Origin of the sequence: Flavobacterium olei (assembly GCF_039749035.1) — a bacterium.
Taxonomy (GTDB): Bacteria; Bacteroidota; Bacteroidia; order Flavobacteriales; family Flavobacteriaceae; genus Flavobacterium; species Flavobacterium olei.
The window spans coordinates 220,208-239,504 of sequence record NZ_JBDKWC010000007.1; the positions used below are offsets into that span (position 1 = coordinate 220,208).

The 19,297-nt window shown below is 35.3% G+C and carries 19 protein-coding genes; 12 read left to right on the forward strand and 7 right to left on the reverse strand.

Going from position 1 to position 19,297, the window contains the following annotated elements:
* Positions 1-62 precede the first annotated feature (62 nt).
* From ABEB31_RS18870 to ABEB31_RS18895, 6 genes are all read left to right on the forward strand, one after another.
* Positions 63-1,334, forward strand: coding sequence for an adenylosuccinate synthase (locus ABEB31_RS18870; RefSeq protein WP_347053212.1), 1,272 nt, complete (start codon positions 63-65; stop codon positions 1,332-1,334).
* 53 nt (positions 1,335-1,387) lie between these two features.
* Positions 1,388-1,972 (forward strand): NUDIX domain-containing protein, encoded by a 585-nt coding sequence (locus tag ABEB31_RS18875; protein ID WP_347053213.1) that lies wholly within the window; start codon positions 1,388-1,390, stop codon positions 1,970-1,972.
* Positions 1,973-2,077: 105 nt separating this feature from the next.
* Entirely contained in the window at positions 2,078-2,965 is an 888-nt protein-coding gene (locus tag ABEB31_RS18880; protein WP_347053214.1) for a L,D-transpeptidase, read from the forward strand.
* 139 nt (positions 2,966-3,104) lie between these two features.
* Positions 3,105-3,695 (forward strand): TetR/AcrR family transcriptional regulator, encoded by a 591-nt coding sequence (locus ABEB31_RS18885; protein ID WP_347053215.1) that lies wholly within the window; start codon positions 3,105-3,107, stop codon positions 3,693-3,695.
* Positions 3,696-3,751: 56 nt separating this feature from the next.
* Positions 3,752-4,891, forward strand: coding sequence for an FAD-dependent oxidoreductase (locus ABEB31_RS18890; RefSeq protein WP_347053216.1), 1,140 nt, complete (start codon positions 3,752-3,754; stop codon positions 4,889-4,891).
* A gap of 101 nt (positions 4,892-4,992) precedes the next feature.
* Positions 4,993-5,823: a hypothetical protein gene (locus ABEB31_RS18895; protein ID WP_347053217.1), complete on the forward strand. Its 831-nt coding sequence runs from the start codon at positions 4,993-4,995 to the stop codon at positions 5,821-5,823.
* 55 nt (positions 5,824-5,878) lie between these two features.
* Here the strand turns inward: ABEB31_RS18895 and guaB are convergent, their stop codons facing one another.
* From guaB to ABEB31_RS18915, 4 genes are all read right to left on the reverse strand, one after another.
* Positions 5,879-7,351 (reverse strand): IMP dehydrogenase, encoded by a 1,473-nt coding sequence (guaB, locus tag ABEB31_RS18900; protein WP_347053218.1) that lies wholly within the window; start codon positions 7,349-7,351, stop codon positions 5,879-5,881.
* 366 nt (positions 7,352-7,717) lie between these two features.
* Positions 7,718-9,115: a DUF5723 family protein gene (locus tag ABEB31_RS18905; RefSeq protein ID WP_347053219.1), complete on the reverse strand. Its 1,398-nt coding sequence runs from the start codon at positions 9,113-9,115 to the stop codon at positions 7,718-7,720.
* Positions 9,112-9,663, reverse strand: a complete 552-nt coding sequence (locus tag ABEB31_RS18910) for a hypothetical protein (protein ID WP_347053220.1) — start codon at positions 9,661-9,663, stop codon at positions 9,112-9,114. The genes ABEB31_RS18905 and ABEB31_RS18910 overlap by 4 nt, the downstream gene beginning before the upstream one ends.
* 76 nt (positions 9,664-9,739) lie before the next feature.
* Entirely contained in the window at positions 9,740-10,606 is an 867-nt protein-coding gene (locus ABEB31_RS18915; RefSeq protein ID WP_347053221.1) for a beta/alpha barrel domain-containing protein, read from the reverse strand.
* A gap of 208 nt (positions 10,607-10,814) precedes the next feature.
* On the opposite strand from ABEB31_RS18915, the gene ABEB31_RS18920 reads away from it, so the two are divergent.
* Together ABEB31_RS18920 and ABEB31_RS18925 are read left to right on the forward strand one after the other, a co-directional pair.
* Complete coding sequence (locus ABEB31_RS18920; protein ID WP_347053222.1) at positions 10,815-11,429, forward strand: hypothetical protein; 615 nt, start codon at positions 10,815-10,817, stop codon at positions 11,427-11,429.
* Complete coding sequence (locus tag ABEB31_RS18925) at positions 11,426-12,139, forward strand: DUF3307 domain-containing protein (protein ID WP_347053223.1); 714 nt, start codon at positions 11,426-11,428, stop codon at positions 12,137-12,139. Before ABEB31_RS18920 ends, ABEB31_RS18925 begins: the two co-directional genes overlap by 4 nt.
* On the opposite strand, the gene ABEB31_RS18930 is transcribed toward ABEB31_RS18925, so the two are convergent.
* Complete coding sequence (locus ABEB31_RS18930; protein ID WP_347053224.1) at positions 12,125-13,159, reverse strand: quinone-dependent dihydroorotate dehydrogenase; 1,035 nt, start codon at positions 13,157-13,159, stop codon at positions 12,125-12,127. The genes ABEB31_RS18925 and ABEB31_RS18930 overlap by 15 nt on opposite strands.
* Positions 13,160-13,549: 390 nt before the next feature.
* Between ABEB31_RS18930 and ABEB31_RS18935 the strand changes: the two genes are divergently transcribed.
* The 4 genes from ABEB31_RS18935 (at position 13,550) to ABEB31_RS18950 (ending at position 17,719) form a co-directional block, all read left to right on the forward strand.
* Positions 13,550-14,494 carry a DUF6515 family protein gene (locus ABEB31_RS18935; protein ID WP_347053225.1) on the forward strand — a complete coding sequence of 315 codons (945 nt, stop codon included), beginning with the start codon at positions 13,550-13,552 and terminating at the stop codon, positions 14,492-14,494.
* 101 nt (positions 14,495-14,595) lie between these two features.
* Positions 14,596-15,735, forward strand: coding sequence for a formylglycine-generating enzyme family protein (locus ABEB31_RS18940; protein ID WP_347053226.1), 1,140 nt, complete (start codon positions 14,596-14,598; stop codon positions 15,733-15,735).
* 118 nt (positions 15,736-15,853) lie between these two features.
* Complete coding sequence (gene pepT / locus ABEB31_RS18945) at positions 15,854-17,131, forward strand: peptidase T (protein ID WP_347053227.1); 1,278 nt, start codon at positions 15,854-15,856, stop codon at positions 17,129-17,131.
* Complete coding sequence (locus ABEB31_RS18950) at positions 17,132-17,719, forward strand: YdeI/OmpD-associated family protein (protein WP_347053228.1); 588 nt, start codon at positions 17,132-17,134, stop codon at positions 17,717-17,719.
* 187 nt (positions 17,720-17,906) lie between these two features.
* Here ABEB31_RS18950 and yajC read toward each other — a convergent pair whose 3' ends face one another.
* Positions 17,907-18,182 carry a preprotein translocase subunit YajC gene (gene yajC / locus ABEB31_RS18955; protein WP_347053229.1) on the reverse strand — a complete coding sequence of 92 codons (276 nt, stop codon included), beginning with the start codon at positions 18,180-18,182 and terminating at the stop codon, positions 17,907-17,909.
* A 62-nt stretch (positions 18,183-18,244) separates the two neighbouring features.
* On the reverse strand, positions 18,245-19,156 hold the full coding sequence (gene nusB, locus ABEB31_RS18960) for a transcription antitermination factor NusB (RefSeq protein WP_347053230.1): 912 nt from the start codon (positions 19,154-19,156) through the stop codon (positions 18,245-18,247).
* Between the last annotated feature and the right edge of the window lie 141 nt (positions 19,157-19,297).

Consider the following 19,297-nt stretch of genomic DNA (forward strand, 5'->3'; position numbering starts at 1 on the left):
AGAAAATTAACTACATTAATCAGTGGGATGGCATTGTTTGTCCCAACGCAAATTAAAACAGAATGACCGTAGATTTATTACTAGGATTACAATGGGGAGACGAAGGTAAAGGAAAAATTGTTGACGTACTTACCTCAAATTATGATATTATTGCCCGCTTTCAGGGAGGACCAAATGCAGGACATACATTAGAATTTGACGGAATTAAACACGTGCTAAGAACAATTCCTTCCGGAATTTTTCATGAAAATTCAATAAATATTATCGGTAATGGAGTTGTAATTGACCCGGTAGTTTTTCAAAAAGAAATCGAAGGTTTAGAGAAATTTAACCTTGATATTAAGAGCAAATTAATCATTTCGAGAAAAGCGCACTTAATTTTACCAACACACCGCTTGCTGGATGCAGCTTCTGAAGCATCAAAAGGAAAAGCAAAAATTGGTTCTACCCTTAAAGGAATCGGGCCAACTTATATGGATAAAACCGGAAGAAACGGTTTACGTGTGGGAGATATCGAATTGGAAGATTTCAAAGAACGCTACAGAGCTTTGGCAGACAAACATGAGGCAATGATTGCTTTTTATGATGTTGCTATCCAATATAATTTGGCTGAATTAGAAAAAGAATTCTTTGAAGCAATTGACGAATTAAAAAAATTAGATTTTATCGATAGTGAAGAATACATGCACCAGGCTCAAAAAGCAGGTAAATCTATTCTTTGTGAAGGTGCTCAGGGATCATTGTTAGATGTTGATTTCGGAACTTATCCTTTCGTAACTTCATCAAACACTACTGCCGCAGGAGCCTGTACAGGTTTAGGAATTGCTCCAAACAAAATCAAAGAAGTGTACGGAATTTTTAAAGCTTACGTTACACGTGTGGGCAGCGGACCTTTTCCAACTGAACTTTTTGATGAAGTGGGTGCTACAATGGCAAGAGTTGGAAATGAATTTGGTTCTGTAACCGGAAGGCAAAGACGTTGTGGATGGCTGGACTTAGTAGCTCTTAAATATGCCGTTCAGGTAAATGGGGTTACTCAATTAATGATGATGAAAGGTGATGTTCTTTCTGGCTTTGAAACTTTAAAAGTTTGTACTGAGTACAATTACAAAGGACAAAATATTTCTCATTTTCCTTATAATATTGAACCGGAAAATGTTACTCCTGTTTATAAAGAATTTAAAGGATGGAAAGCAGACTTAACAGGTTTAACAACTTATGATGCCTTACCAATTGAGCTCAAAGAATATATTGAGTTTATTGAGAAAGAAATCGAAGTGCCAATCAAAATTGTATCGGTTGGACCAGACAGAAAACAAACAATAACAAAATAACACATCGAAACGCTCTGATTATCAGAGCGTTTTTTTTTTATGAAAATATTATTATGAGAAAAAATCCGGAAATAGAAATTACAGAAACAAAATTATTATCTGACAACTGGTATGTCTTAAACAAAGTTACTTTTAATTATAAAAAGGAAAATCAACCGGTCGAATCGCACATTCGTGAAGTTTACGATCGCGGAAACGGAGCAGGAATTTTACTCTATAACTCTTCTAAGAAAACAGTAATTCTGACGAGGCAATTTCGTTTGCCCACTTTTCTTAACGGAAATAAAACCGGAATGATGATTGAAGTTTGCGCCGGACTTTTGGATAAGGAAAACGCAGAACAGGCTATTATTCGCGAAACCGAGGAAGAAACCGGCTATCGCTTAAGCAAAGTGCAAAAAGTCATTGAAACCTATATGTCTCCCGGATCTGTAACAGAAATTTTGTATCTTTTTGTTGGAGAATATAATGAAAGCATGAAAGTAAGCGAAGGCGGCGGACTTGACGCTGAACAGGAAAATATTGAAGTTCTGGAATTTACTTTTGAAGAAGCGTTTGCCATGATTGAATCCGGTGAGATAACGGATGCTAAAACTATTATGCTCTTACAGCATGCTAAAATAAAAGATTTGGTATAGAATTATTATTTTTTCTAAAATGTAAATCCCGAAAACATTTGAAAAAATTGTGTAAGCCATTTTACGCTCTCTGGCTATAACTTTGTTTTTATAAAAGCACAACCTATGAAAAAGTTATATTACACAGCAAATGCATTACTATTATTGACGTTAGTTTTATTAGGATCTTGTAAGAAGAGCGATACTATAACCTTGACAGAAAATAAAAAAGAGAAAAAGAAAGTAGTCGAATATAAAAAACCAAAAACAGTTGGTTTCCAAATAGCAAAAACAAAAGACTGGTTAAAGATCAACGAAGCTGACAGCAGCAAAATGGATATCGTTTACGCTTTAAACAGAACCGATAAAGCCAATTTTAAAAAACTCGATTCTGTCGTTGTTCCGGCAGATTTTAGTGGAGATTTGGTTTATTATCTTCCGTTTCCTATACATGTTGCGGCTTTGGAGGAAGTTTCAAAAATCATTTTGTTTTCTTATCCAACACAAACGTTCGCAGCATACGAAAATGGTGAACTCGTATATACCGGACCTACAAATATGGGTAGAAAGAAAGATCGTACGCCAACCGGATTATTTTTCACTAACTGGAAAGCAGAAAAAACAACCAGTACATTTAATGACGAGTGGGATTTAAAATGGAACTTTAACATTGAAAATAAACTTGGCGTTGGTTTTCACCAATACGAATTGCCGGGCTATCCTGCCTCTCATTCTTGTTTGAGATTACTAGAAAAAGATGCAAAATACCTTTATAAATTTGCCGATGAATGGATTTTGAAAGACAAAGAAAACGTTAAAGTAAAAGGAACTCCTGTAGTCGTGTTCGGCAGTTATGATTTTGACGGTCCAAAAAAACCATGGCTTAAACTGGCTTCTGATCCTGAAGCTTTAAATATATCGGAGTCAGAAATTGAAACTCAGACGAAACCATTTTTAAAAGAAATTCTGGAAAATCAGAATTTAAGAGAATCTAACCAGCCTAAAGAAATTTAAGGCGTCTCAATATATCTTCCTTGAAGCTTGCAGAAATATCTGCGAGCTTTTTTTATTTAAAAACATAATTATTTTTTAGACATAAAAAAGCGAACGTTCATTTATTATTTATATCTTTGCATCATAATTATCATAAATTATGAGAACAAGAGATTTAAATAAAGAAGAAATTGTAAAACAAAAAGCCATCGAAATGATTGTTTCGCAAGGCGTAGAAGGTTTCGGAATGAACCGTCTGGCTAAGGAATGTGGCGTTTCTGTCGCAACCCTGTACATCTATTATTCTGATAAGGAAGATTTAATTAGAAAAGTCGGAATTGAAATTGGCCGTGATTTTTTTAATAAAATGCTCGATGGATTTTCTGCAGATATGTCTTTTAAAGATGGTCTTAAAAAGCAATGGGAAAATCGTATTCACTTTACTTTAAATTTTACACAGCAGGCTATTTGTTTTGAAATCCTGAAACAATCTACACATGGCGATGCAATTGTAGCCGAAATAACTGGAGATTTTAAAAAGACAATGTCACAATTTATGATGAGGGCTATTGAACAAAAAGAAGTTGTGCCGGTTACTTTTGAAGTTTTTTGGAGCATCGCTTACGGATCTCTATACTCTCTTCTGGAACTTCACAGAGAAGGAAAATCCATGTCGGGAAAACCTTTTAAGTTCACTGAACAAATTAAAAATGAAGCTTTTAATCTTGTTTTAAAAGCTTTGACTCCGTAACCGTTCAAATAAATTCTATTTCAATATTAAACTCAATCCTGTAAATTTCAAAAACTATGAAAACTTCCATTATAGAAAACAAAAAAATTGCCATCATCGGTGGTGGCCCGGTGGGTCTTACGACTGCCAGAATTCTACAAATTAACGGTGCCGATGTCACAGTTTACGAGCGGGACATTAACGCAGAAGCAAGAACTTCGGGCGGAACTCTGGATATACATTCAGATTCCGGGCAGTACGCGATCCAGAAAGCGGGATTAATGGAGGAATTTTACAAATATGCCCGACCAACCGGAGAAAAAATGGCAGACATCGACGGAAATATTACTTCTGATGAAATGCCGGATGAAACGAATGCTTTTTCACGTCCGGAAATTGACCGCAATGATTTAAGGAAAATTATGCTGGATCATCTTGAAGAGAATACAGTGGTGTGGGACAGTCAGTTAACTAATATTGAAAAAACTGAAGACCAGTATGTTTTAGAATTTAAAAATGGAACCAGAACAATTGCTGATTTTGTTATAGTAGCAAACGGTGGCCGTTCGAACGCAAGAAAATTTGTGACCGATCAGGAACCAAAGCTCTCGGGAACTTATATAATACAGGGAGAAATTACAAATCCGGATCTGGATTATCCTGAATTTAAACTGAAATTCGGAAATGGAAATGCGATGGCAATGGGAGAACAGAAAATGTTTTATACACACACCATGCGTGATGGTTCTATACATTTTGGAGTTTCATTTAAAGCGGATGAGAACTGGATTTCGAATCATGGAATAGAATTTGAAGAGGACCAATCTGTGATTTCTTTTTTGAATGAAACTTTTAAAAACTGGGGAGAAGATTATAAAAAATTCTTTGCCGCTGCGACAGATTTTTCCGGCCTGCCTTTGCGATTATTTTCACTGGAGGAACCGTGGAAACAACATTCAAATATAACCCTGGTTGGCGATGCAGCTCATTTAATGCCGCCATTTGCCGGAGAAGGGGTAAATATGGGCTTATATGATGCCTTCCATTTAACTGAAAACCTGACAAATGGAAAATTTAATACGATACAGGAAGCTATTGACAACTACGAAAAAAAGATGTTTGATTACGCTTTAGAAGCGCAACGTATGACCAAAAAAATGGAAGATTTATTACATTCTGATATTGTAGCCGAGGATATTTTAAACAGCAGATCTTAGTACAAATAAATTTTGAATTTCCTATTTAAAGAAAACTGTCTTAGGGCCATAAAGTCGTTTTAAATTATTACTTTAGTTAGAGAAAAAATCATACAAAATCCATGAAAAAGCTTTTCTTCCTTCTTTTCACTTCTATTTCTTATTTAAACTACGGTCAGTCAAATCAAATTTTAGATTTTAAAATACATTTTAAACCACAGACCAACTACAATCAAACTATGGCAAGTTCGTCAGAATATGAACTTACTTATGAAGGTTCTGATGAGCTGATCAAAACTATAACAGATAGTGGTGTTAAAAATCCAACTATTACCAAAAATACAAGTTTGGTGGAATCAGTGTTAAAGACTGGTAAAACTAATGCTGAGGGAAATTTCCCTGTTGTAATAGAATATCTGAAAACTTTAGATACGAATGGAAATACTATAATTCCAAAAGGTACTCTAATTTACGGAAAAGGCTCTGTATCAGGTCTTCCAAAATTAGATTCAATCGTGGCAAAGGATATGGATGAGACTTTTAAAAACAGTATATTCCAAACTGTACAAAGTTCATTTGCGCAGATTGCCCTTCCGGAAAAAAAATTAAAAATCGGAGAATCTTTTTCTCAGGAAAGTCCAATCAACATTCCGGTTGGAGCACTGAATATTGATATGATGATCACTACCATTTATAAATTAAAAAATATAACAGGCACCAACGCCTACTTTGACATTACTCAGGCCTACACTGCTAATGTTAGCTCTGAAAGTCTTAACAATATCACGGCTTCCGGTACAGGAACGGGAAAATTAATTTACGATATTCCGAATAACTATGCCTCTGAGAACAGTTTAGATTTAGAGCTGTTGTTTAATGTGAAACAAGATGAATTGGGAATTAAATTAAAGTCTATAAGCAAGATCAAACAAACTGCCGGAATTACTAAATAAAATAAAAAAAGGCGTAACTAAATCTAACGCCTTTTTTATATAATAGAAATACTAATTATCTGGAATAATTTGGAGCTTCTTTTGTAATCGTAACATTATGTGGATGACTTTCAGTGATTCCGCTTGATGTAATTCTTACAAAACGCCCGGATTCCTGTAAAGTTGGAATATCTTTTGAACCACAATACCCCATTCCAGCGCGAAGACCGCCAATGAACTGAAGCATGCTTTCGTTTAATTCTCCTTTGTAAGGAACACGACCCACAATTCCTTCCGGAACTAATTTTTTAACGTCGTCTTCAACATCCTGGAAATAACGATCCTTAGACCCTGTTTGCATGGCTTCAACAGAACCCATTCCACGATAGGATTTAAATTTTCTTCCTTCAAAAATAATAGTTTCACCAGGAGATTCTTTTGTTCCGGCCAATAATGAACCTAACATGACACAGTCGGCACCCGCAGCGATTGCTTTAGGAATATCTCCAGTGTAGCGAATTCCACCGTCTGCAATTACAGGAACTCCTGTTCCTTTAATAGCTGCAGCTACTTCCAGAACTGCAGAAAACTGAGGAAAACCAACACCTGCAACAATACGGGTTGTACAAATAGAACCCGGTCCGATTCCAACTTTTACACCATCTGCACCATTTTCTACCAAATATTTGGCAGCTTCCGGTGTTGCGATATTTCCAACAATAACATCTATTTGAGGGAATTTAGATTTTACTTCTTTTAGTGTGTTTACAACACCTTCGGTATGTCCGTGCGCTGTATCAATAATAATTGCATCAACACCCGCATTTACTAAAGCTTCTGCTCTTTGTACTGCGTCTCCCGTAACTCCAATTGCAGCCGCCACTCTTAAACGACCAAAACTGTCTTTGTTAGCGATTGGTTTTTGAGTTAATTTTGTAATATCTCTAAAGGTAATTAGGCCAACTAATTCGTTTTTATCGTTTACAACCGGTAATTTTTCGATTTTATGACCTTGGAGAACCACTTCTGCCTGCTCTAGAGAAGTTCCTTCGGCAACAGTTACTAAATTTTCTTTTGTCATAACCTCGACAATTGGTCTTGCTCCGTTTTTCTCAAAACGTAAATCGCGATTGGTTACAATTCCTTTTAAGATTTTATTTTCGTCAACGATTGGGATTCCGCCGATTCCGAATTCCTTCATTGCATTTTTTGCATCTGCAATAGTGGAAGATAATGGTAAAGTTACCGGATCGATAATCATTCCGGCTTCTGCACGTTTTACTTTTCGAACTTTTCCGGCTTGTTGTTCGATTGTCATATTTTTATGTAAAACACCAATTCCGCCTTCCTGTGCCATAGCGATTGCCATTGCACTTTCTGTAACTGTATCCATAGCAGCAGATACAATCGGAACGTTTAAAGTAATGTTTCTTGAGAATTTTGATTTGATACTCACTTCGCGGGGAAGCACATTCGAGTAGTTAGGTACTAATAATACATCGTCGTAAGTTAAACCTTCGCCGATAATCTTGGAGTTGTGTGCTATCATGTTGCAATTTCTAGTTGAATTGCGTGCAAATATAGTGATTAAATTGCTAACTTGAATACTAACCTATTCATAAATTTATATTTAGCCGAAAAAACGGACAAATAAATTTAATGTTTTAACAACGAAACTAAGTTGCTCATTTAAATATTTGGTGTTGAAAAATATAAATTAAAATTATTTAATCTCTTGCTGAAAAAGGGAATTTGAACTGCAAACCTGAATTTACAGACCAGATGGAAATGGAAAGCCACGAAAAGACAAAAAACATTTTTTCTGATTTAAAAATGCCACGAACGGAAGCTCTTTTTAAATCCTGAAGAAAGTGTTTTGGCCCGATTGCCTGAAATCTACAGCTGAAAATAGATTCTACTCTCGTTTATCCTGAAAAACAAAATTGATTCCGAGTTGAAAGCCCGCGCTATTGGCTTTTGATAAATCCCTGTATTCTAATACATTATTTACCATTGCGTAGAGATTGACCGAACCGATTGTGCCGGCAAGTCCCAGACCAATGTTTGTACTGGAAAATGTATCAACGGTGTATGTTGCTTTAAAATCTAATTTCTTGAAAATATTTCTTTTATAAAATGCCGTTAGTGCAACCAGTGGAGATCGTGGCGCCGACATGAGGAAGAGCTGCCCTCCTACTGCATTTTTATAATATTTATCGCTCGTACCGCGACAATTGCAAGCATCGTCGGGGCGGGCTTCGCCAAATGAATATTGCATTGATGAATAAAACTTTGTCGGTCTCCAGGTGGTGTATTTATTATAAAGTGTGTCTCGCGGAATGGCTTTTTCAAATTCATCAAAAACGTTTTCCGGATCATCATTTCCCATAAAATCCGGATTGGCACCGTCGTATCTGTATGTTCCTTTATAAGTTAGGGTTTCAATATCTTTGGTTTGTCTGACAAAGCCTAAGTCTATTATACTGGCGGTAAATTGTAAATTGTCTTTAAAATAATAGGTAATACCGGCATCGACTCCGAGTCCTAAGCTTCCGTTTAGGAAAGTATTATTGACGATATCACTGACTACATTTCCGTCATATTCATCTTTGGTAAACTTAGAAATTCCTGAAGTTTTAAGTTCTAAATTTGATGAAATAGTCTGATTGTAAAAATTAGGATTTGCACTTTCAGCTGTATAAATATAACCCGAGTTTTTGGTAGAAGTTGCATTGGCGCCACTCGAATAAATTTTAGCACGTCCTCCGTACACGAGTTTTTCATTTACTTTTTTATGAAATCCGACATGCCAGACCGATAAAACCTCAGCTTTCATACTCAGATCACCCAGATTAAAAGATTTTCCGATATAATTCTTGTTTCCATTTAAAGCTAATAAGGCAGGATCTTTAGGAACAAACATGAAAAAGTCAAATTCCTGATACAAACCAAATGATATATACGAACGGCTTTCTCTTCCGCCAATTCTGAATCCTCCTGAAAATATTTCCAGTTGCTGATTGGTTACTACTTTGTCATTTGCAGAAGTTTTACCAATTACATTTCTAACTTTTTGGTTAAAGTCTACACCATTATCCGCAAAGAGATCATAAGCCGAGAAGCTGTTTGAACCCAAATTCGCTGAAATTCCGGATAAGACAGGGAAACCAAAATAAAATTTATACGATACATCGGCTCCCGGATTTACTAGTAAAGATTGCGGGACAGAGGTAAAGTTATACAGCACTTCTTTATTTTGAGACAAACAGGAGAGCTGAATGATGAAGCTGAGAATTAGATATACTTTTCTCATCCTATTATTAAATAAGCTGTTGCACTTGATCTTAATTTGAGGTTTCCTATGCTTGCATTATTTAAAGGATCTCCGGAAGCAATCATGACAACAAAACCAATGTTTACAGTTTGCTTTAAAAGCTCTAAACGCTGATTTTCAAAAACTTCTGTTGGATATTTAATAATATTAGTACCGCTTGTGTAAGCCGGAACGGTGTACGATATAGTTTCTAAAACCTGATTATCTGCATTTAGCAAAAGCAGATTTACTACAAAAGTGCGATTGATCGTATTTTCTATTTCAAAATTAAATTCTGCCTTCTGTAAGCGATTGGTAAAAAATTTATCTTTAAAAACATCAAATCCTCTTATATCAGATATTACGTGATTTTCGCCATCGTCTATAAGTTTGTTGGCAGGAATATCAAAATACGCCAGATTTGCCACTACGGCCGGCTCCAGTTTAAGATCATTAATCTGATCGAAATCTAAATCGCTCGAACAGGAGAAAAATAAAAAAGCAAAAAGCATTAAGCTGACTATTTTATGGGGAGGGCTTGATTTCATATCAATATTTATCTGAATACTAAATGTAACGCGAAATGTTTACAATCATCATCAAAGGTAAGAAAATATATCTTTTTTAATGAAACTTTTGAAACAATTTGGAAGCTTCGTTATAGGCGCTTTCAAAGCTTAGAGAATTTAATTCTGTATTTTTTTTATGGGCTGTAAAATATGAAATCAGTTTTTCTGTTGGCATATTTCCCGTTAATTTATCTGTTGCCATTGGACAACCACCGAAACCCTGGATAGCGCCATCAAAACGCGTACATCCCGCCTTGGCTGCTGCATCTATTTTTTCGAACCAGCTTTCTGGCGTTGTGTGCAGATGTGCGCCAAACTCAATATTTTTATATTTAGGAATTAATTCTGAAAACAAATACGTAATAACTTCAGGTGTTGACGTTCCCACGGTATCGGAAAGCGATAAAATCCTGACACCCATTCCGGACAATTTCTCTGTCCACTCCCCTACTATCTGCACATTCCACGGATCGCCGTAAGGATTACCAAAGCCCATTGAGAGATACGTCACTACTTCTTTATTTTTTTTATCGGCTACTTCCAGAATTTCTTCAAGTGTTATTAAAGACTGCGCAATAGTTTTGTGCGTATTACGCATTTGAAAATTTTCGGAGATAGAAAATGGAAAACCTAAATATTGTATTTGGGCATAATCTGCAGCGGTTACTGCTCCTTGCGTATTAGCAATAATAGAAAGTAATTTACTGGTTGTCTGAGATAAATCAAGTTGTTCCAGAACGGCAGCGGTATCCTGCATTTGCGGAATAGCTTTTGGGGAAACAAAACTTCCAAAATCGATTGTATCAAACCCTACGCGAAGCAAGGCCTGTATATAGGAAACTTTATTTTTTGTGGGAATATAATCCCGAATCCCCTGCATAGCATCTCTGGGACATTCAATAATTTTGATTTCTTTACGCAAAGCTTACTCTTTTGTAATGGCTAAGTTAGTTTCTTTTTTATAGATATAAAAAATAATTTTAGTTGAAACAATTATTACAATATATTGTAATAGCACTTTACATTACCAAAATAGGTAATAAAACAAAATATTACCTAAAAGCGTAATAAAAAATTTAATTACTTATATTTGTAATAGAAAGTTTATTATTTTTTAATTATATTTGATTATGACCAGCATCATTACAGGAGATATTATCGGATCAAGAAAACAGGAATCTGCACATTGGGTCGAGGATTTAAAAAAAATACTTGCTCCATTGGGTAAAACACCAATTGAATGGGAAGTGTATCGTGGGGATGAATTTCAGATTGAAGTTAAAAATCCCGAAGATGCCTTATTGACCGCTATTTTGGTAAAAGCCCATTTACGCGCAATGAAATCAGACGCAAGAATGAGTATTGGCTTTGGAGATAAAACCCATAATGCCGAAAAAATTTCTGAAAGTAATGGTTCCGCTTTTATTAATTCCGGTGAATTGTTTGAAACTTTAAAAAAACAGAAAGTTACTTTAGCCCTACGAACCGGTGATAAGGATTTTGACGAAAAACTGAATTTAATGTTACAACTGGCTCTTACTTTTATGGATAGCTGGCTTGTACAATCGGCAGAATTTGTGGCCACTGCAATTGAAAATCCGACAGTATCGCAAGAGGATTTAGGACGAAAATTAGGCATTAACCAGGCTGCGGTAAGCAGAAGGCAAAAACGGGCCCAGTTTGATTTGGTGCTGCAGTTAGATCGATATTTTAGAACACAAATAAAACAACTTAGAGTCTCATGATTTTATTTATAAAACTGCTTCTTGCCCATTTACTTGGAGATTTTATCTGGCAGCCTAATTCATGGGTGGCCCATAAAGAAATTAAAAAACATAAAAGTATTTATTTATATGTGCATATTTTTCTTCACGGAGTTTTAGCTGCAATTCTGGCGGGAGAGATCAGTTTTATTCCATATGCCATCTTAATTGCCATAACGCACGGTATCGTAGATTTAATTAAACTCAACTTTCAAAAAGACACTACAAAACGTACCTGGTTTGTTGTCGACCAGATTGCTCATGTTTTAATTTTAGCAGGCGTCGTACTTCTATATCAAAACACCGTTATAATTCCTTTTTGGATTAATAACGAATTCTGGATTTTACTAACCGGATTTTTACTCGTAACAAAACCTTCCTCCATTTTTATTAAAACCATAATATCGATCTGGAGTCCCGAAAGTCAGGACAGTCATAAGGATAATTCGCTGGCCAGTGCAGGTAACTACATTGGCATTTTAGAACGTCTGCTGGTTGTTCTGTTTATATTAACGGCTCATTTTGAAGCCGTAGGATTTCTTCTGGCAGCCAAATCTATTTTTAGGTTCGGAGATTTAAAAGAAGCCAAAGACAGAAAACTGACCGAATATGTCATGATCGGAACCCTGATTAGTTTCGGAATTGCAATAGGAATTGGTTTTATACTTCAGGCGCTTTTACAGTTGCCCTAAAAGCTTTTTATTAATTGCCTTTATCAAAGCAGGACCTTCATAAATAAAACCGGTATACAACTGCACTAAACTGGCTCCTGCATTTAGTTTTTCAATTGCATCATCTGCAGAATGAATTCCTCCCACTCCAATAATTGGAAAAGCTTTGTTACTTTTTTCAGAAAGAAAACGAATTACCTCTGTAGAACGTTTGGTTAATGGTTTTCCGGACAAACCTCCTGTTTCTGACTGGTTAACAGATTGAAGTCCGTCTCTTGAAATTGTTGTATTAGTGGCAATTACACCCGCAATTTGAGTTGTTTTTATAATATCAATAATATCTAATAATTGCTCGTCAGTTAAATCCGGAGCAATTTTCAATAAAATCGGTTTTACTTTCTGAGTGCTTGTTTTTTGTTTTTCAACATTTCTGTTTTGCAATGTCTGCAATAAAGCGGTCAAAGGTTCTTTATCTTGCAAAGCTCTCAAATTAGGCGTATTAGGAGAACTTACATTTACGACAAAATAATCAACATGATTAAAAAGTGCATCAAAACAAATGATGTAATCCTTAACTGCATCTTCGTTATCTGTTACTTTATTCTTTCCGATATTTCCTCCTATTAAGACGCCTGAATTCTTTTTTAAACGTTCAACAGCTTCGAGAACTCCGCCATTATTAAACCCCATTCGGTTGATAATTGCATGATCTTCTTTTAAGCGAAATAATCGTTTCTTAGGATTACCTTCCTGTCCGAAAGGTGTAACAGTTCCTATTTCGATAAAACCAAAACCAAAATCACTTAACTCTTTATATAACTTGGCATCTTTATCAAAACCTGCAGCAAGTCCGACAGGATTTTTAAATTTAATTCCGAAAACTTCTCTTTCTAATCGTGTATCTTTTACTTCATAAATTGATCTTATAAGTGAGGAAACGCCAGGTATTTTTGAAATGAATTTTACAAATGAAAAAGTAAAGTAATGCACTTCTTCAGGATCAAACCAAAAAAGTATCGGACGAATTATCAATTTATACATAAGAGTTGTGTTGTTATTTTCGGATGCAAATTTAAATATTATAGTTTAAAAAGGTGCTTTTTTACGAAAACAAATAATTTCAATTTTGTTCAATTCCTAAATAACCCTGATTCTAAAAAAAATTGCTGTTATAAAGTAAAAGAATAACCTGAAGATGATTTTACTCCCCTTTTTGCGTTGCAAATTCTAAAATGAAACCATTTTAGATCTTTCAGTCTTCCTACTTCGTTTACATAATAGCTAATTTTGAGAGAGTTAAAAAAACAGAAATCCTCAATTTAATTAGAAATTTCAGTGTAATAAGACCACACGCTATAATGTCATTCAAACCTAATTAAATTTAGCATGTAAATCTTTTTTTTATAACTTTATACAACTAAAACCCTGAATATGAAAAATTTAGAATCAGCAATAACAAAAATCCCAGCACTCTGGTTTGCCGGATTGTTTTTTTTACTTTCAATTAACAGTTTTGCACAACGTGGACGAGGAGGTTTTCACGGAGCCGGTGGCGGGGGTATGCACAGAACAGCAGGCACATCTCAAATGAGACAGACCAGAGAAGCAGCACCTACTGTAACGACACGACCAGGATCTAACAATTCGGGAACCAAAATCAACAGGTCTTACAATAATTCAAATAGTAACAACAGAACCAATACTGTCAACAGAAATTCTAATACTATCAACAGAAATAATATAAGCAACAGAAATACCAATATTAGCGGTCAGACCAGAAACAATAATATAAACAGAAATCGTGACATCAACATCAATTACAATCGAAATACAATTGTGAGAAGAAATACAGTTATTTATACGCGACCTCCTTATGTGTATGGCGGTTACCGGTATAACACTTTTCATCCGTATTATTATCATCCTTACAGACCTTACTATTGGGGGCCGGTCTGGCATCCGTGGGGCTTTTTTGTGGCAACTTTAGCTGTGACTGCTATCGTCGTAAGCGTAGAAAGCACGCAATATCATTATGATCAGGGCGTTTGGTATGCGCCAAGCAATGGCGGTTATCAGGTTGTTCCTGCTCCGGTTGGAGGAACCGTAAATAGTATTCCGGGTGGCGCACAAACCGTTAATACGGGTACGGTAAATAATTATTACTACGGCGGTACCTATTATGAAAAAGAGGGTAACTCATACAAAGTCGTACCGCCAACGGCCGGAACGTTGGTAGATAATTTACCGGACGGTGGTAAAGAAGTTACAGTTGGAGATGTAAAATACATCAAATTTGGAGAAACTTACTATCAACCCGTGCAGGTTGATGGCAAAAATAAGTATGAAGTGGTTATGGTGGAAGAAGATAAAAAATAATTCAAATCTTTTAACTCTACAAGTTTAGTATAGTTAAGTTAATTTTTTATAATTTTATATCCGCTATAGACAATCAATTATGTCGTTTTAAATAACAAACCATGAAAAACAAACCATTTTGGATTTTGGCATTGCTTACCATATCCATCATTTCAATTGCTTACAGTTACAACCGATTTTCAGTAACAGAACAAAAAGCAGCGGTAGCAGCGATAGAATGTCATGATATCCCGACCAACGGAGAATCTGAATTTAAACCAACAATTGAAAATAAATTTAAACCAGCGGAAAAAGCTCCGGAAGGAATGGTCTGGATTCCGGGTGGTGAGTTTTCCATGGGTTCAAATGTCGAAGACGAAAGTTTGTGCAGCATAAAAGGTGTAACTAAAGATGCAGCTCCTGTTCATCGTGTATATGTCGACGGTTATTATATGGATGAAACCGAAGTAACGAATGAACAGTTTGAAAAATTTGTAAAAGCTACTGGCTATATAACGGTTGCAGAACAAAAGCCTACCAAGGAAGAATTTCCTACTGCAAGCGAAGCAGATTTAATTACGGGTTCTGTAGTTTTTACTCCTACTCCCTCTGCCGTTAATCTTAATGATTTTCTGCAATGGTGGCGTTATGAACCCGGTGCCGACTGGAAACACCCTGAAGGACCGCAAAGTACCATTAAAGGAAAAGAAAAATATCCGGTTGTTCATGTTGTTTATGAAGATGCTGAAGCCTATGCAAAATGGGCAGGAAAAAGACTTCCCACCGAAGCCGAATGGGAATTTGCTGCAAGAGGCGGAAAATCCGGAAATCTATATGCGTGGGGCAATGATTTAAAACCTAAAGGAAAATTTCAGGCTAACATTTATCAGGGGCATTTTCCAATAAAAGATGGCGACACGGGTGAAGACGGCTTTAAAGGAATCGCTCCGACAGCGCAATATACTCCAAATCCGTACGGGCTTTATGACATTGGCGGAAACGTATGGGAGTGGATTCATGACTGGTACAGCGTCGATTATTACAAATCTTTAGCAGAAAGCGGCAAGGTCACAAAAAACCCGCAGGGCCCGGGTGCTTATAATGATCCAAACGATCCAACACAGATTAAGCGTGTGCACCGCGGCGGCTCTTTTCTCTGCACAGATCAATATTGCACCAGATACATGGTGGGGACGAGAGGAAAAGGAGAAATCAGATCTGCCGCCAATCATGTCGGTTTTAGATGCGTAAAAAGCAAATAATAATCTTATAAAACTATAAAGGGATTCTGTTCAGAGTCCCTTTTTTAATTCACTCGGATATAGGAAGCTAAATTATCACGCAGAAAAATTTTTCTATATTTGCTAAAAATTCAAAAAAATGCAACATATTATAGATCGTTTTATTAGTTATGTAACAATAGATACTGAATCGGATCCAAATTCTCAAACAACACCAAGTACTCAAAAACAGTGGAATCTGGCCAACAAATTAGTTGAAGAACTAAAAGCAATTGGTCTTGATGAAGTAACCATTGACGACAAAGCTTATATTATGGCTACTCTTCCCAGTAATGTAGATCATGAAGTGCCGACAATTGGTTTTGTTTCTCATTTTGATACTTCACCGGATTTTAGCGGTGCAAATGTAAAACCACAAATTGTAACCCATTACGATGGAAAAGATATTGTTCTGAATGCTGAGAAAAACATTATTTTATCTCCGGATTATTTTAAAGATTTATTACTCTATAAAGGGCAGACCATTATTACAACCGACGGAACAACTCTTTTAGGTGCAGATGATAAAGCCGGAATTACAGAAATTGTTTCTGCAATGGAATATTTGATTCAGCATCCGGAAATTAAACATGGGAAAATCAGAATTGGTTTTACTCCGGATGAAGAAATCGGTCGTGGTGCACATCATTTTGATGTAGAGAAATTTGGTGCACAATGGGCATATACGATGGATGGAAGTCAGATTGGCGAACTGGAATATGAAAACTTCAATGCTGCCGGCGCTAAAATTACTTTTAAAGGAAAAAGTGTTCATCCAGGTTATGCAAAAGGTAAGATGATTAATTCTATGCTTCTTGCTAACGAATTTATTAACGAACTTCCAAAGGGAGAAACACCTCAGGAAACTAAAGGTTATGAAGGTTTTTTTCATGTTCATCATATAAAAGGTAACATTGAGGAAACCGTTTTGGAGCTGATAATCCGTGATCATAACAAGAAGAAGTTTGAAAAACGAAAAGAGCTTGTTCTTAAAATTGCAAGACAGTTCAATAAAAAATTTGCAAAGAAATTTGGTGAAGATATTGTGATTGCCGAAGTAAAGGATCAGTACTATAATATGAAAGAAAAGGTTCTGCCTGTAAAACATATTGTTGATATTGCCGAAAAAGCAATGAGAGAATTGAACATAAAACCAATTATAAAACCAATTCGCGGCGGAACAGACGGTTCTCAATTGTCGTTCATGGGATTACCTTGTCCGAACATTTTTGCGGGTGGTCATAATTTCCATGGAAAATACGAATATGTTCCCGCAGAAAGCATGCAGAAAGCAACTGAAGTTATTGTAAAAATTGCAGAACTTACTGCAATTCCCGGAATTTTCTCCTCTGCAGAAAAACCTAAATCAAGAAAGTAATTGGAATCGAAATCCGAAAATAAAGGCATTTGGAAATACGGCGATAAATGGGCAGAAGAATTACTTTTCTTAAAATCTATTATCGACAAAACCGAACTGACTGAAACCATCAAATGGGGTGGCCCAGTTTATGTTTACAACAAAAAAAATGTTATTGGACTTGGCGGATTTAAAGATTATTTTGCCATTTGGTTCTTAAATGGAGTATTTCTAAAAGATGAAAAAAAGAAACTGATCAATGCTCAGGAAAACTTAACTAAATCACTTCGTCAATGGCGTTTTACCTCTAAAGAAGAGATTAATGAAAAAGAAGTTATAGAATATATTCTGGAAGCGATTGAAAACGAAAAGCAGGGGAAAGTAATTCGAAAATCAAAAAAAGAAGCCATTGTTTCTGCCATTTTGGAAAAAGAAATGATCGAGAATCCAGCTTTAGCGGAAGCATTTCAGAAATTTTCTCCTTATAAACAATATGAGTTTCTGGAATATATTGAAAGCGCCAAACAGGAAAAAACGAAACTTTCCAGAATGGAAAAAGTGATTCCTATGATTTTGGGAAATGTTGGTTTAAATGATAAATATAGATAAAATATAGAAATTCGAATTTTTTAATTCCAATTCCAAGCTATAAGCAGCCTTTGTCAAAGTTTAAAACTTTGACAAAGGTTTTTTTGTGAGGAACTAATCAATGATCAAAAAACTATTTTAAAAGAAAAATCCCAAATTCTAAATATAGAATTTGGGATTTTTAAATTTATTTATAATCTTATAAAAATTATGCTTTCTTATTTAAAGCAGCACTCATCTCTAAAGAAATTGCCGAACGCTCTAATTTTAATTTTCCTGACATTGTTTCAATAATAACTGTAGTTTCTGCAAGCTCAACCACTTTACCGTGAAAACCACTTTTTGTTACTATTCTGTCTCCTACTTTCAGGCCGCTTTCAAATTCTTTTTCGTTTTTAGCTCTTTTTTGTTGTGGTCTAATCATGAAGAAATAGATTACTACAAACATTAAAACGAATGGCGCAAATTGAGTAAATTGTCCCATAATTTAATTTAGTTTTTGGATTTATATTTAATATTTTTTTCCTAGATAAGAATTTTAGATTTTTACATTAACCCTCTTCCTACTTTTACCATCTTTTTATTGGCCGTTAATTCTTTAACGAGATTATCTAAAATTCCGTTGATAAAAATACTGCTTTTTGGAGTAGAATATTCTTTAGCAATCTCTAAATATTCGTTAAGAGTTACTTTTACCGGAATCGACGGGAATTTTAAAAACTCGCAAATGGCCATTTTCAAAATAATTGTATCAATTTCGGCAATACGATCGCTGTCCCAGTTTGGTGTTTTGTCTTCGTATTCTTTAGCGAAAGCAGTTTCATTTAAAACCGTTCTTCTAAATAAATCTTTAGCAAAATCTTTATCCTCTACATCTTTATACAATCTTGGCACTCTAAAGTCGTCCGGATCCTGTGTTTTGATGGCTTTTAGCTGTTTGATGATATGCGTGTTTACCACTGGAATATCATCAACCCAGGTTAATTTGTCATCCTCTAAATATTCGTATAATTTATCATTCGGAACAATTACATCCGAAAATAAGTCAATTATAAATTGTCTGTCTTCTTCAAATGTATTCACATCATTGCTCATGTATTTTTTATACAAATCGCTTGATTTAACATCATTTAAAAGCAAAATGATATAATCATCATTTAAAGACCAATTATTGATTTTACGATTTTCTAAAGCAATACTAAGAGAATTGCTTTCGGCAAGAAGCTGAAAAATCTTATTGTTTACAAATTTTTGGTTTGGATTACGTTCTGCTGCAGTAGCAAGATGTTTTTTACTTGACAGATGTAAAAAAACAGATTCTTTTTTACAGATTTCTATCAATGAAGAAAGCATTATAAGGTATAAGTCCTGAATATTGTCAATGCTGTAAAAAAGAAATTTTTCCTCTTTTTCCATATTATCAGAACCGCTTTGGTGCATTGCATAAATGGATTGCATTACTTTAACGCGTATGTGTCTTCTGTTTACCACCTTGTAAGAACATTTAAAAATTAGTCTGCAAAAGTATAACTTTTATGCGTATATTAAAATAAATTCCTAAAAAAGTGACTGCTTTTAGCCACAGTTTTTCAGCATTCA

What these genes read in the sequence shown, in the direction of transcription:
- ABEB31_RS18910 (WP_347053220.1), bottom strand. Translation starts at nt 9,663, where the DNA reads ATGAAATCAAGCCCTCCCCATAAAATAGTCAGCTTAATGCTTTTTGCT.
- ABEB31_RS18875 (WP_347053213.1), top strand. Translation starts at nt 1,388, where the DNA reads ATGAGAAAAAATCCGGAAATAGAAATTACAGAAACAAAATTATTATCT.
- ABEB31_RS18920 (WP_347053222.1), top strand. Translation starts at nt 10,815, where the DNA reads ATGACCAGCATCATTACAGGAGATATTATCGGATCAAGAAAACAGGAA.
- ABEB31_RS18890 (WP_347053216.1), top strand. Translation starts at nt 3,752, where the DNA reads ATGAAAACTTCCATTATAGAAAACAAAAAAATTGCCATCATCGGTGGT.
- ABEB31_RS18935 (WP_347053225.1), top strand. Translation starts at nt 13,550, where the DNA reads ATGAAAAATTTAGAATCAGCAATAACAAAAATCCCAGCACTCTGGTTT.
- ABEB31_RS18925 (WP_347053223.1), top strand. Translation starts at nt 11,426, where the DNA reads ATGATTTTATTTATAAAACTGCTTCTTGCCCATTTACTTGGAGATTTT.
- ABEB31_RS18905 (WP_347053219.1), bottom strand. Translation starts at nt 9,115, where the DNA reads ATGAGAAAAGTATATCTAATTCTCAGCTTCATCATTCAGCTCTCCTGT.
- ABEB31_RS18940 (WP_347053226.1), top strand. Translation starts at nt 14,596, where the DNA reads ATGAAAAACAAACCATTTTGGATTTTGGCATTGCTTACCATATCCATC.
- ABEB31_RS18895 (WP_347053217.1), top strand. Translation starts at nt 4,993, where the DNA reads ATGAAAAAGCTTTTCTTCCTTCTTTTCACTTCTATTTCTTATTTAAAC.
- yajC (WP_347053229.1), bottom strand. Translation starts at nt 18,182, where the DNA reads ATGGGACAATTTACTCAATTTGCGCCATTCGTTTTAATGTTTGTAGTA.
- ABEB31_RS18880 (WP_347053214.1), top strand. Translation starts at nt 2,078, where the DNA reads ATGAAAAAGTTATATTACACAGCAAATGCATTACTATTATTGACGTTA.
- guaB (WP_347053218.1), bottom strand. Translation starts at nt 7,351, where the DNA reads ATGATAGCACACAACTCCAAGATTATCGGCGAAGGTTTAACTTACGAC.
- ABEB31_RS18870 (WP_347053212.1), top strand. Translation starts at nt 63, where the DNA reads ATGACCGTAGATTTATTACTAGGATTACAATGGGGAGACGAAGGTAAA.
- ABEB31_RS18930 (WP_347053224.1), bottom strand. Translation starts at nt 13,159, where the DNA reads ATGTATAAATTGATAATTCGTCCGATACTTTTTTGGTTTGATCCTGAA.
- nusB (WP_347053230.1), bottom strand. Translation starts at nt 19,156, where the DNA reads ATGCAATCCATTTATGCAATGCACCAAAGCGGTTCTGATAATATGGAA.
- ABEB31_RS18885 (WP_347053215.1), top strand. Translation starts at nt 3,105, where the DNA reads ATGAGAACAAGAGATTTAAATAAAGAAGAAATTGTAAAACAAAAAGCC.
- pepT (WP_347053227.1), top strand. Translation starts at nt 15,854, where the DNA reads ATGCAACATATTATAGATCGTTTTATTAGTTATGTAACAATAGATACT.